The following is a 21638-nucleotide window of genomic DNA, read 5'->3' as shown; positions in this document are numbered from 1 at the left end:
CTTATGCAGCATTTAACAAAATGGATGAACAAAGAGGTACCCAAACCACCGATTTCCGTGATTCAAGTACCTCTCCGTCTGGAATTTTCCGAGAGGCCTTTTTGCCTCTCCACGCTGCCGTATTATGCTACTTGACTACTGAGATATAGCACAGGATTACCGGCTGCTGTCCAGGCAAAGTGCTGTAGACCGCAGTCATCGTACCAACTGACCCAACCGCTTTTACGGTGAAATAGTACTTGTTTCCCTGACGCTTTACCATACTCGTAAATGCCTGGCCGTTCCCCACGCCGAATGACGGAGTCGAATTTTCGCCGGCTGTCATCATAAAGGTATAGCTTTCTCCGTGCTTCACCCCGACGGGATAAGTAGTGTCTGATTTTACAGGATACGGATTTACCGCGGCTTTCGGCAGCAGCACGTAATCGGAACAGTGGATAATATCAATTTCCACATACCCGTTTGCATCCACCGTGTACTCGCTTCTCGGCAATTGCTCCAGAACCTTTGTTGTTCTGTTTAGATAATAGAGGAACACCTGTGAATTCGGAGCACATCCCTGCTGATTTCCCACATACACCCTGACTTTTGCGAGTCCGGGGAGAAGTCCTTTATTACTGAATTGAATCAAAGTACCTAAGGAATTTTGATCCGCAGCATTTTTTGCCACTACTTCGGCAGCCGATGTGTCATTTCTCACCGCGACAACGTTCAGCGCAAGATTCACGTTTGTAACGGGAGCAATGGAACTGCTCAAGTCTGCACCGGAGAAGGTCCATGAATAAGCTTCACTGCCCATGTCCGAATCGGTCACTGTAAGGGTAATGTCCTTCTTCGCATCCTTAGCCGCCTGCAAGGCCGCTTGTGATGCCGTTATGGATATATTTGCATTTGCATTGGTATTGTTTGCCACAGAGGAAGGAACCTGCATGTTCACAGTAACGGTTTGAACCGTACTGCTGCTTAATTGTTCCAGTATTGTTTCGGTTGGCAGAGCGATCGTTACCTGGGCGGGTTTTTCCGCCGTTGCATTGGAGATCACGGACGTGATCTCTGTCGGGATCGAAACGGTAACGCTTGACTTGCTTCCCGACACAGCCGGTGCTGTATCCGGTTTTGTTGTTACCTCTGCCGCCGTGCCTCCGCCTGCGGTTGTTGTGGTAGACATCGTACTTTGCGTTTTTGGAGTATTGCCGGTACTGCTTGAAGAAGAGCTGCTGCTTGAGTGATTGCTCTTTTTCGGTTTAACGGTTACTGAAATGCCGGGAAGTCCGGCGTTATCTTCCAGTACATAGCCGCTGTCCAAAACCGGCGCAAAGCGGTATGTTTTGGAAGCCAGCGGGTTGTAAGTGATGTCGCTGACCCATTTGGTTATGCTGACCCAGGTATCCTTTATTCCGTCAACTTCCGCCTTGAGCTTCTGAGGCAGATTCAGGGAAGAGAACGGCGTTCCATAGGCAACTGTTTGATTTTTCACCGACGGATTCAGCGGATTAAATGAATTGATGATTTTATCCGTGCCGGGGGAGGAACTGTCCTCTACCGTAATCTGAATGGACGCCTGTATATTGCTTGTATTGGTTATGCCATCTTCCAGAATCAGCGAGCCCTTTAAGGTGTAGGTACCCGCGCGATTGCCGTTGTAGCCGCCCTCTATCCAGTTGACGGAAAGGCTGATATCGGTATCGTCGCTGAGAGTCACATCCACAGTTTCAGGCAGCTCTAAGCTGTCATAATCGGTACCGTACTCAACAGTCAACGGATCAGACTGCTGAACGCTGCGGATATTCAGTGTATCGGGAGTTACATCCTGCAGCTCCACATCGACGGTAACAGACGACGCGGGCATGACAAACGTATATTTTTTGCCGGCCGTTACCTCCGCAGTAACGACGGGCTCGCCGTCCGCATCGGTCACAGAGATCGATTTGAAAGCTTTGCCCTGCACGATATCTTTAATGGTAACGCTCACGACTTCATCCGCCTGTGCCTGCGATTTGTCTGCAGTAACCGTCGCACCGCTGACCGGAGTCACCGTTATGCTGTTCGCGGAGGAGGCCTGAAGATCAAATCTGATGGAATCCAGATTAAAGTTTCCGGAATTTTCGCTGCCTTCGGAACGGATCTTGAAGGTATGGATGCCCTCTTCAATGGGGATACCCTCAATGACATGTTCAAACCATTCGCCCCATGTTTCGTGTACTTCGAGGCCAAAATCCGCGGCCTTTACGCCGTCGATGTACAGTACACCCGTACGAGGAGTATCATCATACTGCGAAGCATTCTTCTTGCCGTTGGCGACGTTCAGAGTAACATCATAGTTCCCCGTCTGTGCAACGTCCGCCTGGAATTCCACATAATTCCCCACGGACTTCCAGCCCGCGACGTAACCGGTACCGGTATATCCCGGCCACTGATTATCGACCCGTACGGTCCCGCTGCCGTCACCGGCCGCGCTGGTTGTATCGCCTTGTGCATCTTCCGCCTCAAAGGTATCGCCGGAATCAATTCTTGGAATGAAGCGGAACCAATCCATGTCGCAATCCAGATCTGATGCAGAGTTTGCGACGAATTCGAAGAAAATATTGCTTGTATCCGCGTCTGTGTCCTTGGACTTTTCCGTAAGAGTCGTCCACTGCCCGTCCTCCGGCAGGTCAAAGGTGGCAAGCACCTTATCGCCCACACCGTTTTCATAAGCTATGATACGGCCCCCCGTCGTGCTCTTTACCCGAAGCTGGAGCCCGCCTTTGTTGGAACCTCTCACTTCATTAAACTGCGCCCACGCTCCGTTTGTGGATGTGCTCAGGACATTGGTGCCGTCTCCCAGAGCCGCCTTCGACACATTGGTGAGTGTGCCGGCCGACTCCGCTTCAATCCGGCTAAAGGCGTTTACCGTGGTATCCAATCGGTTGAAGGTAAGCGAGTCCAGATTGTAGTTGCCGGGGTTGGAACCTTCCGCCTGGATTTTGAAGGTATTGACGCCGGCGTCCAGCTTGATGCCCGGAATGGTATAATCAACCCAGACTCCCTGTTTTACACTATTTACGGTATTTCCCCAGACATCCGTCACCGCAAAGGACAGATCGGCCGCTTTTGTTCCGTTGAGGTACAACCCGCCTGTACGGGGTGAGGAATCATATTGGGGATCGTTTTTCTTTCCGCAGTTTACGCGTATTTTCAGGTTGTAGGTGCCCGCCTTTACAATATCGGCGTCGAACTGAACCGCATCCCCGGCCACCTTAAACCCTTTTGCAAAGCCCGTTCCCGTATAGCCTTTCCACTCCGTGTCGGCGATTACCTGACCGCCGGACTGCGGGAGGAATTTCCCCGTTTCCAGTTCAAACGTGTCTCCATCGTTTACCTGCTTGGCGGGAATCCCTTCGTTTTCATTGCCGAGCGCCGGTTCAACAATTCCGCCGGAAGCGAGTTCCACATTGATTTCCTCTCCGGTGTCGGGAGTCTTCACATAGACAATGTTATTTGTTGAATCAAGCCAGTAAGCCTCCTGCGAAGCATTGTACTGCTCCAGTGTCGATACGCCGGAAATGTTGTTTCCGTTTACGGTCACACCGTTTATCTGAGCAATATGGTTGAACTTCAGATTGTAGGAGCGTTCGACCGGTTTGTAAACAGCCGCGTTGTGATCTTCCCTTGCAAAGATTTTAAAGGAAATATCATTCCCGTTCTGTGCACTTTCGTATTTTGTCGTGCTGTATGCATTTTCAGTTATGTATTTACGGCTTACCCCATCGTCTTCATAAAGGGTAAAGTCCGTGGTTCCCTTCGGATAAATATCCAGTGTAAGGGGATCCAAAGGTTTTTCATCCGCATAATCCATATCCGGACCCATGGGAACAATGGCCCCCGCTTTTACGAACACGGGTATATCCGTCAGGGCTGCCGCGACGTTGATCGTTTTTCCGCTTGCGCCTCCCTCATAGCGTTTCCCTGTGTAATAATTGTACCAGGTAGTCTGCGGAGGAAGCCAGACCGAAACCACGGTATCGCTGGTGTCCTGTGCCGGGGCCACCAGGAACCAATCTCCAAAATAATACTGTTTGTTCAGATTCCATGCCGCCGGGTTATTTTGGCTGCCGTCTTCCAGCAGCATGGCGCGCATGATCGGTGTCCCCTGGCTGTAGCCCTGCCATGAAAGAGAATAAATATACGGATACAGCTCATAACGGGTCTTCAGATTCTTTTTCAGCGTATCCTGAGCCGTCTGGCTAAATGTCCACGGCTCGCGGCCATCGTGACCATGGGTTCTCATAATGCCGTTCCATGCGCCGAACTCCGAGACCCACCGGGTATACAGAGCATCGGTAGGCCGCGACATAAATCCGCCGAGGTCATGCGAGGTCGCCCAATAACCGATCAGGCCGGTATCAATGCTGAAACCGATCTGGTTGCCGATTTCCGCAGAGGTGGGATTAATATCGCCCGACCACGCGGTCGCAAAGTGCTGTCCCGCGTAACCTCCTCTGGCCATAAACATCGGCCGCGATTCATCGGTGTATGCCTGCCAGGCTTCATAAGCGCCTTTGGAGGAAAGCGTAGGCGCCGTATTGGAGCCAAGTACGTCAAATTCATCGGGCCAGAAAAAATCCCCGAACCCGGTGGTAATGACGCTGTCCATATAGGATTTTACCCATTTCTGTTCGTTTTCAGGCAGGTAAAGCGTCTTGCCGCCCGAGGCTTCCGGCGTACCCGCGTTGTTGTGAAGTCCTACATGGAACCCCAACTGCCGCGCTTCGTCAAACATTGCCGGAATATCCGGGAACTTCGCGGTGTCGTTGCTCCACATCTGTTTGCCGAATTTTTGGCCTGCTCCGGTTTGGTTGCCGCCGTTGTCCGCAACATCGCCGCGCCAGCCGTAGTCAAAAACATAGGCATCGCTGGGATAGCCTTCATCTCTCAATTTGTGGAGCCATTCCAGAAACTCTGCCTGTGTTGCATTGTCATTGCCGTATTTCGACAGCATGAAGCCGTTTGCCCATTTGCCGTAAAGCTCCATCCTTCCGGTAATTTCCGCGTATTCATTCAGAATTGTTTTGAAATCAGGACCATACATGAAATAATAATCCAAATAGCCCTGTGTCTGAAAGCCGCCGCCCTGTTTAAAAAACTTCGTGTTTGTCTCGATGGTGTTCAGGAAAATCCCATAGCCAACGGTACTCATGAAAAAAGGAGCGACCACTCTGCCGTGTGACATAGTGAATTCACTGAAATCCGTGCTATATCGGTTCAAATCCGCTCTGCGGCCATGATCTCCGGAGCCAAAGCCGAAAATGCCTCCCGCATTTTTTGTACCCTCTGTTTTCTTGACGCCGCGGATTCCCGTATCATCCCAATACATTCCCTGGTCATCGGCATCCTTACTCAGCAGGTTGCCGTCGAGATCATACATTGCAATACGCAATGGACTTTTTTGTATATGAATATCCATCTTGCTTGTCAGAATCCTGATGTATCCGCCTTCGTCCGTAACGGTTCTGCTTACAGGATCCCAAATATTTTTTTGCACCATGTAGTATTGAGGATCGCTGGGACGGTATCCGTCCGCGCCGTCCAGCGACAGCTCAATATGCGCCGTCTGTGGAGTACACAGTTCGACCTTAACTTCCTGCTCCCCGCACGTAAAGGTCAGAATGTTTCCATCCTCCGCCACCGACGTGTTATCCCCGATTTTTACTATTTCCGCCGCCTGTACTTCCGTCTGGAGAGTATCCGGCAGAATCAGTAATGAAAACACGATGGAAATGGAAAGCACCATACATAAAATCTTTTTCTTAATCATTCTTCTTCCTCCCGAAATCTCAAAGCCCCGTATCATCCGCCGATTCTCATTTTCAGTTCTATGGCGAACCTCCTTTTTTAGATTAAATGTTTCGTTTTTTTGTAAGTGTTTCTAGTATATTGATGTTTTTAATCATTATCAATAGAATATATTGCTGACCATTACATCTTTTTTGCCATTTTTTATATAAGGCACCCGTATTGAAACTTCTTGCTTCCTCACTGTCTTTATAAGCAAAAAAACTCAACACCAGGCTCGATGAGCCTGGTGTTGAGTTTTTTGCTTATGCTTCTTCTGCGGCGAAATTTTTTCTGGTGTAAAGGCAAATCCCGCTGCAATCCGATCGTTTATCTATCTGGACAGCGAGCCTTCCGGTCAGTCTGTGCTCAGAAGTCAGGCATGGTTATTGGAACCTAACAGCAATATTTTATCCCGGACAACCTTCTTCATCGCTTCAACCGGTTCCTTATTTGCGGTGCAGGGCCAAATGGACATGTTTTCCGTTTCGTTTAACTCTTTCTTCATGGCCGAATAGAAAGCAGCCAGCATCTCTGAAAAGATATTCAGTTTGCAGATGCCGAGCTGAACGGATTTTCGGATCAGATCGTCGGGCGTACCGGAACCGCCGTGCATGACCATCGGGACCGTGGAGAGGCTGTTCAGCTCTTCCAGGCGGTCAAAATGGATTTTGGGCTTATGGACATAAACGCCATGAGCTGTCCCGACAGCAACAGCGAGAGCATCCACCTTTGTTTCCTCAATAAAGCGGGTCATTTCCCCGGGATTCGTGAGATAATCGTCGGGATTATCGAATGCCGCGTTTTTGTCTTTTTTTACTCCGGTTTCCGAATTTCCAACGATGCCGTCGCCCACATGCCCAAGTTCCGCCTCAACCGATACATGGTGGCGGTGCGCGTACTCGACGACTTCTTTGGTGTTCTTGATATTTTCTTCCAGGGGAAGGGTGGACCCGTCATACATAACGGACGAGAAACCGCTGTCCACGCAGTTCCGGATAAAGTCCGGATCGGTCGCATGATCCAGGTGGATGCATACGGGAACCTTTGCTTTTTTCGCCATCGACTTGAGTCCCTCGATCCAGTACTCAAGCTTATCGCCCTGCAGGTCTACCGTCAGGCCCATCAGGATTACGGGGGATTTCTGTTCCTCCGCAACATCCAGCACGGCCAGCGCCATATCGTGATTGCTTACGTCAAATGCTCCGACCGCATATTTGTTTTTGCGTGCATCCTGAAGCATTGTGTTTAAATTTACCAGTGACATGAAAGGATACCTCCAAATCAATCATTTTTTCGTTGTTTTCTTTATCGCATCAGCATTCCGCCTGAAACGTCAATGGTTGCGCCGGTGATATAATCCGCTTTGTCGGAAGCCAGAAACAGCACCGTGTAGGCGACTTCGTTCGGCTCTGCAATCCGTTTGAGGGGAATCCGGTCTTTGTAATATTCTTCTCCATTCTCCGAAGACAGCGCTCCGGACATCAATTTGGTCCGCATGATCCCGGGGGCTACGCAGTTGCAGTTGATCCCGTACTGGGCGACTTCCCGCGCAAGGGAAACGGTGAAAATCACCAGGCCGCCTTTAGCCGCGGCGTAATGCGCGTGGCCGGTCGTGGAACCATGGAAAGCCGCCTGCGAAACAATATTGATGATTTTCCCCCTGCTTTTTTGCTCAAGCAAATGATTCACCATTTTTTTACTGAGCAGAAACGGCGCTTCCAGATCCACCGCGAATGTCTTTTCAAAATCTTCTTCCGGCATGTCTTTGACGTAAGACGAGAGCCAGACTCCCGCATTATTGACCAGGATATCCAGTTTTCCGAACGTTTCGCAAGCCGTATCAAAAAGGGAACTCAGATCCTGCTTATTCGAAATGTCCGCTTTCACGGCAATGCTTCTTGTGCCGTACCGGCTGTTGAGTTCCTCCAGAAACGCTTTGGTTTCCTTTTCTTTTGAGCGGTAGCTCACCGTAACATTGACGCCCTCCCGGGCAAATTCCTCGGTGATCGCTCTCCCCAGGCCGCTGCCGCCGCCGGTGACAAGAGCCGTTTTGCCTTTCAGGTTTAAATCCAAAGTCTGTCACACCATTTCTCTGTTAAAATTACATTTATTACTTCTTTTGAAACTGCTGACGATAAACATCGGGGTTCAGCACAAAACGTGAGTCCGTTCCCTCGAGGAGCTTGATCATTTCCGCGGCCAGCAGCTTGGGGGAGCTGGTAAAAGCGTCCCGCGTTCCGCCGGCAAGGTGCGGAGTAACCGTTATGTTCTCCAGCTCAATGAGAGGGTAACCCTTGCGGGGAGGTTCTTCGTCAAATACATCGATTGCCGCCCCCATTATCTTTTTCTCTTTCAAGGCTTCGCAGAGGGCGTTTTCATCGACCAGACCCGACCGTGCCGTGTTGATGAGGTAAGCGGTCGGCTTCATCAAATCCAGCATCTCTGCGCTGACCAGATGCTCCGTTTCCTCGGTAAGTCGGGCATGGACGGTGACAAAATCAGAGACCTGCATCAGTTTTTCCAGCGGCAGCATTTTCACGCCGTCCGGGGCCTGCTGTACAAAAGGATCGTACGCAACGATTTTCATATTAAACCCGGCAAGTCTTTTCGCCACCCTTCTGCCGATTTCTCCGAACCCGACAATCCCGGCGACTTTGTCCGCTAAATCCGGTACGCTGTCCTTATTATTATAATCCCGAACCCATTGCCCATTTTTCAAATTTAGATGACTTTTGGCAATATTTCGGCATTCGGCAAGGATCATACCCACTGTGAAATCGGCAACCGCGTTGGCATTGCGGCCCGGCGTATGAAAAACCGCAACTCCCCTTTCGCTTGCATAAGGCAGATTCACATTTTCAATACCGCCCCTTAATACTCCGATCGCTTTCAACCGGCTGCACGCATCCAGCACCCTCCGATTGATCGGGCAGAACTGCGTAATGATGATGTCTGCGTCCCGTACGGCTTCCAGAATATCATCCGGAACCTCGTACGCTTCGCTTCCTCTGGTCTCAATCAGCAGGTTGATGTTTTGCAGCTCTTCATAATCCCCAAGTTTCCAACTGATGGTTTTCAGGGAAGCTCCTGCCTGTTCGAAATTGCGGAAACCTTCCCGAATGAAATTTTCGGGGATCAGCAGATCTCCAACGCCAACAATGTTCAATGTGCTAACTTCCTTTCCCTAGTTACTTGTGTTTTGATTGCTATGTATTTTATAAAAACAGGCCCGCCTATTTTTGAGCGGGTCAATGGAACAGCTTTCCCAGCTCAATAAGAATCCAAGCGAAGGGAGCATTATAAGGCGATACCAGGTTGCCGATCTGGGTCCCCTGCGCGCTTGCGGGAAGTTCGACCCCGGACAGCACCGCTGCCTGCGTGTAGAGAGGGGCGAGGAATGTGCCGCCGTACAGCGCAATGGTCACCACAAAAAGGCCCGTGATGAAAATACGGAACATATTCTTTTTGCAGAACGGGGCGACCATGGAAATCAGAAAAACAATGGAAGCCAGGTCGGTAAAGGGCAGCATTTTATTCCCGGGCAGAATGACGGCCAGAAGCAGCGTGCAGGGAATCAGCAAAAGGCCGGTCGCCAGAATGGTCGGTTCGCCGATCAGCAGCGCGGTATCCATGCCGATGTAGAACTCGCGGTCCGGGAATATCTTTTTCAGCCGGATTTCCGCGGCCTCACGCACGATGGTCACGCCTTCCACAACAACCCCGACCATATAGGGCAGCAGCTTCATGACCGCTGCCATCTCCACGGCCAGTAAAACGATCTGACCGGCATTCCAGCCCGCCAAAAGGCCCAGTACGGCGCCCAAAACCGAAGAAAGTACCAGCGAATCCCCCAGAATACCGAGTTTTTTGCTGATTTTATCCGGGTTCAAATCGATTTTATTCAGTCCCGGCGTTTTTTCGATCAAAAAATTGATGAGAATGCCGATCGGCACATATGCCGTACAGGTAGCATGCGGAAAGGACACTCCCTTCATATCGTAGCTCTCCTGGATAATTGGAGCCGTCTTATCGCCGACGATCAGTGCGACGGCGTAAAGAATCAGGGAGGTAGCGACCGCTGCGACCAGATTCTGGTTGACGGAATACACCATGCACCCCGGGAGCAGCAGCAGCCAGAAATTGAAAATATCCAGGTTCACCGTTTTGGTCAGTTTCAGCACCAGCAGCAGAAGATCCACAGCAAACGCGCCGACGACCACAAACGGAACCAGTACGGATGACCAGGCAATTTGCGACGCAGTGGGCCACCCAACGTCCAGCACGGTAAATTTGAGGCCGAACCTTGTGACCATGTCCTGCGCGGCGGGTCCTACGCTGTTGAGAAGGAGACTGACAATCAGATTAATGCCCTCAAATCCTACGCCCACCAGAACGGCACATTTAAACGATTTCCCAATTTTTACGCCGAAGATCAATGCCAGAATGAAGAATATGATGGGCATCATTCCCGGAGCACCCAATTTAATAATTTGATTGAACCATTCCATAACAAGCATCCTCCTAAAATTATTTAAGCTTTCTCCTCAAACTTAAGAACGGTGTTTCCGTATCGCTCCCTTCCAGAATAAAATAAAAAACGACTAAAAGCTGTTAATCAACAGCTTTTAGTCGAATTCTTTACTACCATTCAACCTTTTATTTTGTTTTATAGCTCCAAAGTTTGTTGTTGCTGAGGGTCACTGCCTTAAACTGGAGCAGCCGCGCTTCGTCTATGATTTTCTGAGTATTGATAAAACCGGCGAGAAAATACGGAATATCCGCCCGGGTCTGACGCAGCCGGCTGATATATTTGATCCCGTAAACAGAGGGCCGTAATTCCACCGCGTCGCAGGAAGTTTCAGAAACAATCCGCAAAGAATTTTCAAGGGCAAGAGAATCCATCAGCATAATCCGCTGAATCACAAAAAGGTTCAATCCCTTCAGGTAATTCGTCCACATGGGATTGGATACGATGACGACATCCACATGGAAAATCTGCTTTAAAAAACGGGCACCGTCCCTGTCGAGATTAAATCCGCCGATCAGTTCCACATTCACAACCGTTTTCTTTCCCGCCTGATGCACCGCATCGACCATCGGTTTTAAATTTCCGATATGCGTATTGCTCAGATGAATATACGGTGCTTCTGTAGTCAGCGCATAAGACAGATGCTTGATCTCCCGTACAGAAGGAATTATGTAAAACTCATTTTGAAAGTCTATGTCTTCACTTCCCTGTTTTGGCTTTGGGTAATTTCTGTAGTTTTTATCTTAATCGACCTGGAAACGTTTTGTCAAGGATTAAACATACAAAAAAATATATACTTTTTTGTATTTATTGTTCGTTGACAATGGAATGGTATTGCCATATAATGCAGATTGTAACTTGCAGCGGCTGCTTGAAAAACAAAATAGAGTACCGAATAGTAGTATTTTTGAATTCGGCTGACGGCTATGAAAAATCATAGCTGTCAGCCGAATTTTTGTTTTCAGCGCTTCCCGGTCGTCTGAACGGAAAGGGAAGCAATATGAAGGAGGTTACGTATTGAAAAAGTATTTACTTGGTATTGACGCGGGTTCTTCCTCTGTAAAATCCGTCCTGTTTGACACAAAAGGAAATGCACTTGCATCCGCTTCCGAGCAGAACCGACGTGTAGAGGTCACCGAGGAAAGCCGGCGGCTCGGCTTTGAAGAAGTGGACGCCGACGGAATCTGGGATTCCACGAAAAACTGCATTCACGAAGTCATCCGGAAATCCGGGATCGACGCGTCTGAAATTGCGGCGGTTGGAATTTGCTCCTTTGGCAACGGGGTCCTCATCGTCGACGAAAACGGGAGGCCGAATGCAAAGGGCGCGCTGTCACAGGACTACCGCGCTGCAAAAATTCTGGAAACATACCGTCAGGAGGGATCCCTGGACAAAATCAATCATATCATTGCCGGAACTCTTTTCGCGGGCGAACCGGGTCCCATCCTGCGCTGGTACAAGGAGAACCGGCCCGATATTTACAGTCATATCGGGAGTATCTTATTATGCAAGGACTATCTGATCTACAAGCTGACCGGCGAACTTTCCGCCGACATCAATTGCTTTGGCGGGTCCGCTCTGCTGGATTTGAGCACCTTCCAGTATTCGCGCGAACTGATGAACTTGTATGGAATTCCGGAAATGTATGACAAACTTCCGAAGCTGAGGGAAAGCGCCAGCATCGCCGGGACGGTTACCGAAAAAGCCGCCGGATACACCGGGCTTTCCGTCGGCACCCCGGTAGCCGCGGGCATGATGGATATTTTGGCCTGCCTGGTTGGAGCGGGCGCAGCGGACGAGGGTGTTGTGACGATTGTCGCGGGCACCTGGTGCATCAATGAGACCCAGTCCACCAAAATCATTCCGGGCGCTTCTGCAAACCAGCCCTCCCTTGGAAAGGGGCTGTATTTAAACTGTTCCTATACCGGCGCGTCTGCCATTAATTTCGACTGGTTCGGCAAGGCGCTGGGCGGAACCGCACAGATGGAAGCAGTGAAACGTTCGGTATCCCACTACGATATACTGGATGAGATGATCGGGCAGATGTCGCCGGACCAGACCGAGGTCCTGTTCCACCCCTTTGTCGCCCAGCCGAGCGTTCATCCCAATGCGAAGGCGAACTTTTTTAATATTGACCAGAACACTTCCTACCGCGAGGTGGTTTACGCAGTGGCGGAAGGCATCGTATTTTTACATAAATGGCATATTGATTTCCTGCGAAACACCGGGTGCAAGATCACTTCTGCGCGGCTTACCGGAGGAATCGCAAAAAGCCCTGTATGGGCACAGCTTTTTGCGGATATTCTGCAAATTCCTGTTGAGGTGGTCGACTGCGACGAAGTCGGAGCTTTGGGTGCCGCGATCACTGCGGGCGTCGGCGCAAAGACCTATCAGGATTATCAGGATGGATTCCGTCAGGCGGTAAGAATCCGGGCAAGATTCAACTCCTCCAGCCGATATCTGCCGGACTTTGAGGTCCGGTACCGCGAATGGGAACATCTTATGCGCTGTCTGAAACCGTATTGGGACGCAAAATAGAAATTTGTCCTGCTATCCTGTTGCGGTTATCTTCTTATTTGATTATTTTTGAAAGGGACTAAAAAATGAAAAAAACAAAGGTGCTGCTTGTATCAGATGGCGGAGTGACCAAGGATCTGATGCAGAAAATGTTTGAACTGGAGGCCTACGGGGCGGAAATCACTCTTATAGAAGACAAAGAAATGTCCGCAATGGGGCCGATCACGGACCGCATGGGCCTGATTGAACGGGATGGCATCGACGCGGCGCCCACCTGCGGGGCTCTGCTGGAAAACTGTGCCGATAAGGAAATCATTGCCGTACACGTAGCCTCCATCAACCGGGAGGTAATCAATGCGAGCAAAAATCTGAAGGTCGTCGCCGTTCTTCGGGGCGGCATTGAAAACGCCGATGTTCCCGCGCTGACCGGGAAGGAAATCAAGGTGATCAACGCCCCGTGGCGAAGCGCGGACGCCGTAGCCGACTTTACAGTCGGAATGATGATTGCAGAAAACAAGAATATCGCGCGCAGCCACAGGCTTCTGTTTGAAGGCAAATGGTGTAAAAATTATGCCAACCAGTCTTACATTCACAACTTGAATCACTGTACGGTCGGAATTATCGGGTTCGGCTATATCGGGCGCCGCGTTGCCGAGCGCCTGAAGGGCTTCGGCTCCAGGATTGTGGCGTATGACCCGTTCCAAAATGCGGATGCCATTGAGAGTGCGGGCTATACCGCCGTTACGCTGAATGAACTGCTGAAGCAGTCCGATTTTGTGACCGTGCATCTGCGGCTTTCTCCAAAAACAGAAAAATTTATGAGTGATCGCGAATTTTCTCTGATGAAGCCGACCGCCTATTTCGTCAATACGGCGCGTTCCGGACTTGTGGATACCGACGCTCTGCTGAAGGCGCTGCAGACGAAAACAATTGGGGGAGCCGCCATTGATGTTTATGACAGCGAGCCACTTTCCCAGGACAGTCCTTTCCTGAAACTGGATAATGTGACCCTTACCCCTCATCTTGCGGGCACTTCGAGCGACACTATGCGCAATTCGGTGGATATCTGCTTTGAGGATTTAAAAAATTACCTGCAGGGAAAATCCATGCACAATCTCTGCAACTGAACAACCGATCCGGTTTGTCTGTGTGCTGTTCTGCATACCGCAGGCTAATAATTACTGCATATATAACACCGCACTATTCTTGGAATATCAAGAGTCCCACAACAATTCATCCTCCTAGATAAATAGTATCTTCCCAGATACCGAACTCCGACAGAGCAGGTTGGGGAGGCAGAACAGTAAAAGGTATTGTTGAGGAGCGCGCCGTTGAGCTCGGCGAGTACATAATTAAGAACAGAACTACCGTGCGCAGCGCAGCGAAAAAATTTGGCGTAATGTTTTCGATCGTGATGAAACAGATCATCAATCCATAGATACCGAAGCTCATTCAAACGTAAAAGTACAACAGGAACTGTGGTTCCTGTTGTACATTTATACTTCTGTTTCAATTTACTCCACGCAAGACACCGCATTCATCTGCACGGATCTGATATTGTTTTCAGATTACTTCAGCAGAGCTTTGTTCGTACAGTTAATAGGACGACCGCCTCCGAGAATATTGACAACCTCCTCGGCCACTTTGCGCTGAAGTGTTGAAATAGCTTCTTCACTGTACCATGCGCTGTGCGGTGTCGCAATTACATTATCCATTTTCAGCAGTTCGCTGTCAGAAGAAATCGGTTCTTTTTCATATACATCCAGACCTGCCCCGGCAATTTCTCCTGTGCGCAGAGCCTCGATCAAGTCCTTTTCGTTGATAACAGGACCACGCGAGGTATTAATCAAATAAGCGGTTTTCTTCATCATCTGAAATACATTTTTATCGAACATATGGGTAGTAGAGGCGGTCAGAGGGCAATGAATAGAAATAAAATCACTTTCCTTGCAAAGAGTCTCAAAATCCACCAGTCTGACTCCTCGCTTCTCTGCGTCCTCAGCAGTCACATAGGGATCAAAAGCCAAAATGCGAACATCGAAACCCGCCATTTTTTTTGCAACCAGAGACGGTATGCGCCCAAGTCCTACAAGCCCCAAGGTGGATCCCGCCATACGGAATAGCGGAACTGTACTGGTATAGCCCCAATCCCCGCCGCGCAGGGCCTTTGTAATAACAGGCAGCTTCTTTATCAATGCCATCAGCATACTGATGGCATGATTTGACACTTCGTCAACCCCATAATCCGGAACATTGCACACATAGATTCCTTTGCTTGTCGCAGCGTCAGAATCAATATTATTGACTCCGATGCCATACCGAATAATCACTTTGCAGCGTTCCATCCGGTCAATAATATTTTTGGTAATATCAGCGTACTGAACAATCACAGCATCCGCATCCTTAACCGCGGCAATGATTTCATCCTCGCTTTTCAGATGGCAAGGCATTAGCTCCGCGCCGGATTCCGTTATGATTTTTATTTCTTGATCTACATTTGGGTACTCAAAATCCGTAATTACAACTTTCATAATCATTCCCCTTATTCAATAAATTGGTCCGGTTTATAAAATATGGCTCAATTCCGCAATAATATAAGCACCCATGGCCGATAACGGGATATCGGCTTCATTTTCAAAGTATTCCACATTGGCAAAACCTCCGTCATGCTCCAAAATATCAACAAAGGCAGTACTGAACGGTTCCTTTCCGCCCACTATTACCATCGTTTCGGCAGACGTATGCAGAGCGCTGGAATTCTTGATGGCCAGGATATCGTTTTGCAGGGCTACGCCAAAAATAAAGTTTGCAATTTTTGATTTATCATCTACCGCAAACTGATTCAGAATTCTGCCGGAAAAGCACGCCCTTCCTATCCCGCAGCGGCAGGCGATATCGTAACCAAGCAGCATCATCTCTTTATTGTAGGTCTCTTTTTCCACGAACTGGCGACCTACCGCGTCAGCAATAATCGTATCGTTCGTAATGGAGGAAAGCAATTCACCGGTAATTGTAGTAAGGCATCCCGTAATCTGTCCTTCCTTATCAACAGAAACAAACTTTGTATGGGATCCCGGGAGAATCAGCAGATAGTCCTTTGCCTTGGGGTAATGGTCGATAATAGCGATGCTCTCAACCTCTTCCCCACGCATAATATCCATCGATTCAAAGTTTTCCAGAGTGATTTTTCCACCGGAGTTTTTTACTCCGGGAATAAACCAGATTGGAAGCGGGCAAACATCCTCCAACAGCACAGAAGAAGTAGCCGAAGCCAACGCTTCCTTGCTGGCAGGCACAACAACGTGAGGGATTTCCACTAATCCAACATTGGAAGTGATCATTCCGCTGGCAATTACCCGTTTTATGTCGTCATAGCCGATATGGTTCCTGACCATCAACGCGTCCAAGCATCCTTTGACAGCTGCTTTCAACTTGCTGTTATTGCCATCGATTGCGGTATTTCTTACCCCGACAGGGCTCTTTTCCGTGGCGATATTCTCCCTTTTCGCATTCCATAAAATACAGCGCGTATTAGTAGTACCGGTATCAATTGTAATAATATATTCTTTCATTTTGTAACTCCTTATCGATCGGTTTCGCTGTGTCAGGCAACTGTGTTTTTGCGGCTGCGACAAATTGCTTAGTTTACCAGAGATTTCCGGCAGAATCGAAAGAGAATTTCTGCGGACCGTTCAAAATTTCCACCATAGGATGTTCCTGTGCTTCAGGAAGGAGCGCCGGGGAAATATAAATTTCTTCAATATCCCTCGTATTGCCAATCCGCACTATCCGAGGATTGTTAATATCGTAATTAACACAGCACCTAAGCGCAATTTGAATCGCCTCCTGGTCGGAAGCGAATACCATAGGCAGCCGCCCCTGTTCCAACACTTTCGTAGTAATCAGGTTTGGATAGGTCTGCTCCATGTCTATTTTTCTGAACAGTCTTTGCGTAATGGCATGAGCCATGCCGATACCGACAGCGCTTCCATGAGTCTCATCGGTCAAATCCAAGGCAACTACTCTCTGCGCCGTTACTCCTCCCGTTGCAAAGGACGTCCCAAAAGTACCGGTTATGTTGGGGTCCATCCCATCCCCGCTGATATTTTTTCCCACTCTGTCCACAATCAGGACATCCAGCGGATCAAAATAGATCTTGGGCATTAGCGCTTTCGCTTTTTCCAAATAGACGGGTTCCAATTCAACGATCTCCTGCGGGGTAAAAGCATGAAGTTCGCAGGTGTCTTCCATCGCATTTTCGATGATGCCGATACCTCCGATAACATTCGTACATTTAAGAACCGTTTTCCCAAAACTTTCTACATTGTACGCCATCCCGCCAAACCCATCCCTATGGCAGGCTTCTGCACCTTTTTGCTGTGCAAGCCCGATTGCCATCATTTTCATGAGACCGCTTTCATATTTTCCGCGAAACGAGGTATGGGGCTTAATGCGATTAACAATCAGAATGCCATCCGATTCAGCAGCAGTTTTAGAAAGGAAAACCTCTTTCCCGTCCGGGGTTTCCCCTATACAAATTGTTTCCGTACCGCAAACGACAGAGCATCCCAGACTTTTTTCCGTCAGGTTCAAAGAATCCAGAATATTTTGCTGTCCTGCGCTCACCGCACCGCCATGGCTTCCCATGGCGGCTACGATGACCGGACAGGCCTGCCGTTCCCGAATAAGTTTTACAATCGTTTTTAGAATCAGGTCTATGTTCTTAATTCCTCTGCTGCCAGCGGTAATGGCGATTTTTTCGCCTGGTTTTATTTTGGAACCGATCCCTGAACGAACAAATTCCTGACCCAGAACATCCGGAATTCTCTCCGGCTCCAACCGAGAGTCCGGAAATCGCTGCCGAACCTTTATCATTTCCGGAAGATCCACCTGCTGTGCTAAAGTAGAAACTATTTTCATAAGCCATGGCTCCTATCATTAAGAAAAGCAGCTAAATTTGTTGTGTATACTTTCTGGCAAGTTCCGTAATTGAGTCGAAATTTTTATCCCGGATCGCTTTCGCGTCCACAATATTGGAACCGATTCCAAAACCGATTACCCCTGTGTTCGCAAAGATGTTTAAATTGTCGGAATGAATCCCTCCGACCGCGATCATGGGGATATGATTCAGCGGGGCGCGCAGAGACTTAATATAATCAGGTCCTAAATCCCCTGCCGGAAAAACCTTCACACAATCCGCTCCATAATCATAAGCGTCTACAATTTCTGATGGTGTAAAAGCTCCGGCAAACACAGCCAGTCCAAGGTTACCGGCTGCCTGAATCACCTGCCGCTTTGTGTTAGGCGTCAAGATATACTGAGCTCCCGCTTGACAGGCAGCTTCCACCTGTCCAACCGTCAAAACCGTTCCCGCACCAACCATGAGACCGGGCAGATCAAGATTCCGCGCCGCCTCTATGGACTTTTGCGTATCGGTAATACAGGTGGAAGAATTCTGGTTGAAGGTGATCTCTAAAAGACGAATTCCCCCTTCGTACAAAGCGCGTACAGTCGGTGTGACATCTTCAACTGCAAGGCCGCGCATAATAGCGATAATCTTATTGGTTCTCAGCGCACGCATAATTTTATCGATGGATACAGAGCCGGATTGCATAAAGCCTTACCTCCCCAGCCATCCGCCGTCAACGGGAATCACAATACCGTTTATGTAATCGGAAGCGGAAGATGCTAAAAACAGGGCGACCCCCACAATATCCTCTGGCTGTCCCCAACGGCCCGCCGGAATACGCTCCAGAATCTGTCTGCTGCGAACCGGGTCGGCGATCAATGCGGTGTTCAGATCAGTTGCTAAATATCCCGGAGCAACACAGTTAATATTAATTCCGTCCTTTGCCCACTCGTTAGACAGGCTCTTGGAAAACTGCATGACAGCGCCTTTGCTGGCCGCATAGGCCGGAACGGTAAAGCCCCCTTGGAAAGACAAAAGGGATGCTGTATTGATGATTTTTCCATACCCTTTTTTCAGCATTTGACGTCCTACAGCTTGACAAAGGAAGAATACTGAATTTGCATTTACATCCATCACAAAATCCCAGTCGCTTTTTGGGAATTCGGTGCAGGGATGGCGTTTCTGCGTTCCGGCGTTGTTATACAAAACATCAATGTCGCCGCATTCCACAGTAATTTTCTCAATTAAATCGCTGATCCCATCGATATTCATTAAATTATAGGGATAAGGATGACATTCCACTCCACAATCCTTAATTTCCTGTACCGTTTTTTCATTTACTTCCAGATCAATAATAACAATATTGGCACCGGCTTTCGCGAAGCCCAGAGCCACCGCCTTCCCTATCCCTCTATTTGCCCCAGTAACAACAGCCAATTTTCCTTTAATATCTTCAAACATGTGATCTCTTCCTTTCAATATCATTCATAGACAATTCTTAATTTTACAGCGAACACCGACGCCCTCCGGTACAATGAACATTTTTCCACAGCCCTATTGAATTTCAAACATTACCTTGATCGCACCGGCAGGAGAGGAAAACCCTTTTTCCGCCTGATCTATGGGAAGGATACAATTCAGCAGTTTTTCGTAGCCAAGTGGCTGAGCGGCCATCTGACAAGCAATGCCGAAATCCTTGCGTGTACTGTTGCGGACAAACTGGATATTGAATTCACGAAACATCCCTTTTTGAAAATTCATGGCAGGCGGTGTTTTGTAGCCGGCTACCATCACAACCTGTCCGCCCACCTTCACCGAATCAGGGAGAATATCAATAACAGATTGATGTCCGGCACAGTCAAACACATAATCGGCACCATTCCCACGGGTAAATTCCAGCACCTGGTCCAAAGTATGTTCGTCAGAATGAATTGTGTGGAAACCAAAAGATTTTGCCAGTTTCAGACGTCCCGCGTCCGGTTCGCAGATGACAATATTATCCGCTCCAAATTTTCGCAGTGCGATAGCGGTCGCCATCCCAATTCCGCCTGCGCCATAAACCACAACACTGTCCCCCGGAAGATATTTGCCCCGACGCGCCGCATGGACCGAAATCCCAATCGGTTCGATATAGGCTCCTACCTGAGGAGACACTCCTTCGGGAACAGGAAACAGGCTGTTCTCCGGCACAAGGGCATATTCCGCCATACCGCCGTCTTTGTCGATTCCCACGACGCGCGAGGTGTGGCAAGCGTTAGAAAAGCCTTCCTGACAGGCGCTGCATGCGCCGCATGATAAAAACGGATAAATGGAAACCAGGGTTCCCTCCGAATATTTCGGGTGCGGCGATGCAACATATCCGGAAAATTCATGACCTAATACAAGAGGGGCTTTTGCCCTGGGATGCTTACCGTGGAAAATGGTCATATCGCTTCCGCAGATTCCAGCATAACAAACCTTGATAAGCGTCCACCCCTCCCGAACACGAGGGATCGGAATGTCTTTTACTTCAATATGTTCAAGTCCCGTAAAAACAATCGCTTTCATAACAAACCACTCCTTTAATTAAATAATTGAAACTTTTTGTTCACAAAACTGGTATACTAGTATTCGTGTTATTATAGTAAACGTTATTCCCTTATTTGTCAATTGTATTTTCATATTTTATTAAAAACAATAACGATATTGATATTTCTTGTTTAATTTTACAGATAACACATAATAAAATTTCTACCCACTATCAATATTTTTGCTACAATTCATGATATAATAGAATATAAATATTTAAATTTTTCTAATTAAAGAAAGGAACATTCTATGGAATATATATTTCAGGATAAAGAGTCTTTACATCCGGACAATAACAGTCTGGAAAATATCATCTACCGTAAGATCAAAGAGGAAATCCGTACATTAGTAATAAAGCCCGGAGAAAAAATGAGTGAAATGAAAATTGCAAAAAAAATGGATTGCAGCCGCTCCCCAGTACGCGGAGCTTTCCGACAGCTGCAGCATCAGGGATTTCTGGAAATCCGGCCGCAGATTGGTACTTTTGTGCCTTTTATTGATCTGGTATCTGCTGAAAAAACCAGATTTATTCGAGAAAGTCTGGAAACTTCGGTGCTAAAACTAGGGATTAAGACCTCAGCATACGATAACCAGATTGAGTATCTTCAGGATTTAATCAATAGACAAAACGAGCTTTATAAAAATAAGAGATATGTTGAATTTGAACATTTGGATCAGTTATTTCATTCCTTTTTTTGCAATACTGTGAATAAACCATTTATAAAAGAATATCTGGGGAGCGCAGATGTTCATTATTCGCGCCTTCAATCTATTTCTCTCCGATATGATCCTTACCCAATCGTCACTATAGAGCAGCATCAGGAGATTCTGAACTCGGTGAAAGCAAAAAATATTTCCCAGATGGAAAAAGCTGTTTCCACTCATCTGCAAAATCTGTATCGTGTAGTTCGCCTATGCAAAAATAATGTACAGCCATTAATTGCAAATATAGAATTACTAGATAGTTTAATAGAAAGTTTATAATTTAATATTCTAAATTGATATTATATTTTTATTTGCAATAGCTAAACGAGTAGATAGTCGTCGGAATAGATACTTTTTATATAATTAATAGTAAAAAAGAGTAAAATTTATATTGACTTTGTAAACGAAATAGTATATTGTATTTTTATGGATACTAGTATTCCAGTTTTATGTAAAAATCGCGACTAAACAAGACATCTATCAAATAGCCAATAATGCCGTGAATTGTTTAATCGGAGGTGTTGTTATTAAAAAGCAATGTAAACGGTTACGGGCAATTGGCCGGCATAGATGGGCACACAACGGGGCTAACCC

General features: G+C 47.9%; 16 protein-coding genes. 4 read left to right on the top strand and 12 right to left on the bottom strand.

The genetic code is table 11. The features are described 5' to 3' along the window. Positions 1–127: 127 nt before the first annotated feature. The 6 genes from LY85_RS15070 to LY85_RS15045 all read right to left on the bottom strand — a co-directional run bounded on the left by LY85_RS15070 (position 128) and on the right by LY85_RS15045 (position 11013). Positions 128–5797: a TIM-barrel domain-containing protein gene (locus tag LY85_RS15070; RefSeq protein WP_185741233.1), complete on the bottom strand. Its 5670-nt coding sequence runs from the start codon at positions 5795–5797 to the stop codon at positions 128–130. Between the two features lie 393 nt (positions 5798–6190). After that, positions 6191–7081 (bottom strand): class II fructose-bisphosphate aldolase, encoded by an 891-nt coding sequence (locus LY85_RS15065; protein WP_141827298.1) that lies wholly within the window; start codon positions 7079–7081, stop codon positions 6191–6193. 41 nt (positions 7082–7122) lie between these two features. Further along, positions 7123–7890: a 3-oxoacyl-ACP reductase family protein gene (locus tag LY85_RS15060; RefSeq protein ID WP_141827297.1), complete on the bottom strand. Its 768-nt coding sequence runs from the start codon at positions 7888–7890 to the stop codon at positions 7123–7125. A gap of 37 nt (positions 7891–7927) precedes the next feature. Continuing rightward, positions 7928–8983, bottom strand: coding sequence for a 2-hydroxyacid dehydrogenase (locus LY85_RS15055; protein ID WP_141827296.1), 1056 nt, complete (start codon positions 8981–8983; stop codon positions 7928–7930). Positions 8984–9065: 82 nt separating this feature from the next. Beyond that, positions 9066–10325 (bottom strand): PTS transporter subunit IIC, encoded by a 1260-nt coding sequence (locus tag LY85_RS15050; protein WP_038322748.1) that lies wholly within the window; start codon positions 10323–10325, stop codon positions 9066–9068. Between the two features lie 148 nt (positions 10326–10473). Next, a complete protein-coding gene (locus LY85_RS15045; protein WP_279231020.1) occupies positions 10474–11013 on the bottom strand; it encodes a glycerol-3-phosphate responsive antiterminator in 540 nt (179 codons plus the stop codon). Between the two features lie 349 nt (positions 11014–11362). On the opposite strand from LY85_RS15045, the gene LY85_RS15040 reads away from it, so the two are divergent. The 3 genes from LY85_RS15040 to LY85_RS15030 all read left to right on the top strand — a co-directional run bounded on the left by LY85_RS15040 (position 11363) and on the right by LY85_RS15030 (position 14300). After that, positions 11363–12883: an FGGY-family carbohydrate kinase gene (locus LY85_RS15040; RefSeq protein ID WP_141827295.1), complete on the top strand. Its 1521-nt coding sequence runs from the start codon at positions 11363–11365 to the stop codon at positions 12881–12883. Between the two features lie 65 nt (positions 12884–12948). Next, positions 12949–13989 carry a 2-hydroxyacid dehydrogenase gene (locus tag LY85_RS15035; protein ID WP_141827294.1) on the top strand — a complete coding sequence of 347 codons (1041 nt, stop codon included), beginning with the start codon at positions 12949–12951 and terminating at the stop codon, positions 13987–13989. Between the two features lie 122 nt (positions 13990–14111). Next, positions 14112–14300 carry a sporulation transcriptional regulator SpoIIID gene (locus tag LY85_RS15030; protein WP_347562455.1) on the top strand — a complete coding sequence of 63 codons (189 nt, stop codon included), beginning with the start codon at positions 14112–14114 and terminating at the stop codon, positions 14298–14300. A 130-nt stretch (positions 14301–14430) separates the two neighbouring features. Here the strand turns inward: LY85_RS15030 and LY85_RS15025 are convergent, their stop codons facing one another. The 6 genes from LY85_RS15025 to LY85_RS15000 all read right to left on the bottom strand — a co-directional run bounded on the left by LY85_RS15025 (position 14431) and on the right by LY85_RS15000 (position 20318). Next, complete coding sequence (locus tag LY85_RS15025) at positions 14431–15393, bottom strand: C-terminal binding protein (RefSeq protein WP_141827293.1); 963 nt, start codon at positions 15391–15393, stop codon at positions 14431–14433. Between the two features lie 33 nt (positions 15394–15426). Beyond that, complete coding sequence (locus tag LY85_RS15020) at positions 15427–16434, bottom strand: 2-dehydro-3-deoxygalactonokinase (RefSeq protein WP_141827292.1); 1008 nt, start codon at positions 16432–16434, stop codon at positions 15427–15429. A gap of 73 nt (positions 16435–16507) precedes the next feature. Continuing rightward, on the bottom strand, positions 16508–17782 hold the full coding sequence (locus LY85_RS15015) for a lactate racemase domain-containing protein (RefSeq protein WP_141827291.1): 1275 nt from the start codon (positions 17780–17782) through the stop codon (positions 16508–16510). A 31-nt stretch (positions 17783–17813) separates the two neighbouring features. After that, positions 17814–18476, bottom strand: coding sequence for a bifunctional 4-hydroxy-2-oxoglutarate aldolase/2-dehydro-3-deoxy-phosphogluconate aldolase (locus LY85_RS15010; protein WP_141827290.1), 663 nt, complete (start codon positions 18474–18476; stop codon positions 17814–17816). Positions 18477–18482: 6 nt separating this feature from the next. Then, the gene (locus tag LY85_RS15005; RefSeq protein WP_141827289.1) at positions 18483–19232 is read right to left on the bottom strand and encodes an SDR family oxidoreductase; all 750 of its coding nucleotides are present in this window, start codon (positions 19230–19232) and stop codon (positions 18483–18485) included. A 93-nt stretch (positions 19233–19325) separates the two neighbouring features. Next, positions 19326–20318: an alcohol dehydrogenase catalytic domain-containing protein gene (locus tag LY85_RS15000; protein WP_141827288.1), complete on the bottom strand. Its 993-nt coding sequence runs from the start codon at positions 20316–20318 to the stop codon at positions 19326–19328. Positions 20319–20588: 270 nt separating this feature from the next. On the opposite strand from LY85_RS15000, the gene LY85_RS14995 reads away from it, so the two are divergent. After that, complete coding sequence (locus LY85_RS14995) at positions 20589–21323, top strand: GntR family transcriptional regulator (RefSeq protein WP_141827287.1); 735 nt, start codon at positions 20589–20591, stop codon at positions 21321–21323. Positions 21324–21638: the final 315 nt, after the last annotated feature.

The organism is Clostridium sp. KNHs216, from assembly GCF_006714885.1.
GTDB lineage: Bacteria > Bacillota > Clostridia > Oscillospirales > Acutalibacteraceae > Caproiciproducens.
Note: the sequence above shows the minus strand (reverse complement) of the source record. Positions and strands in the feature narration are given on the sequence as shown.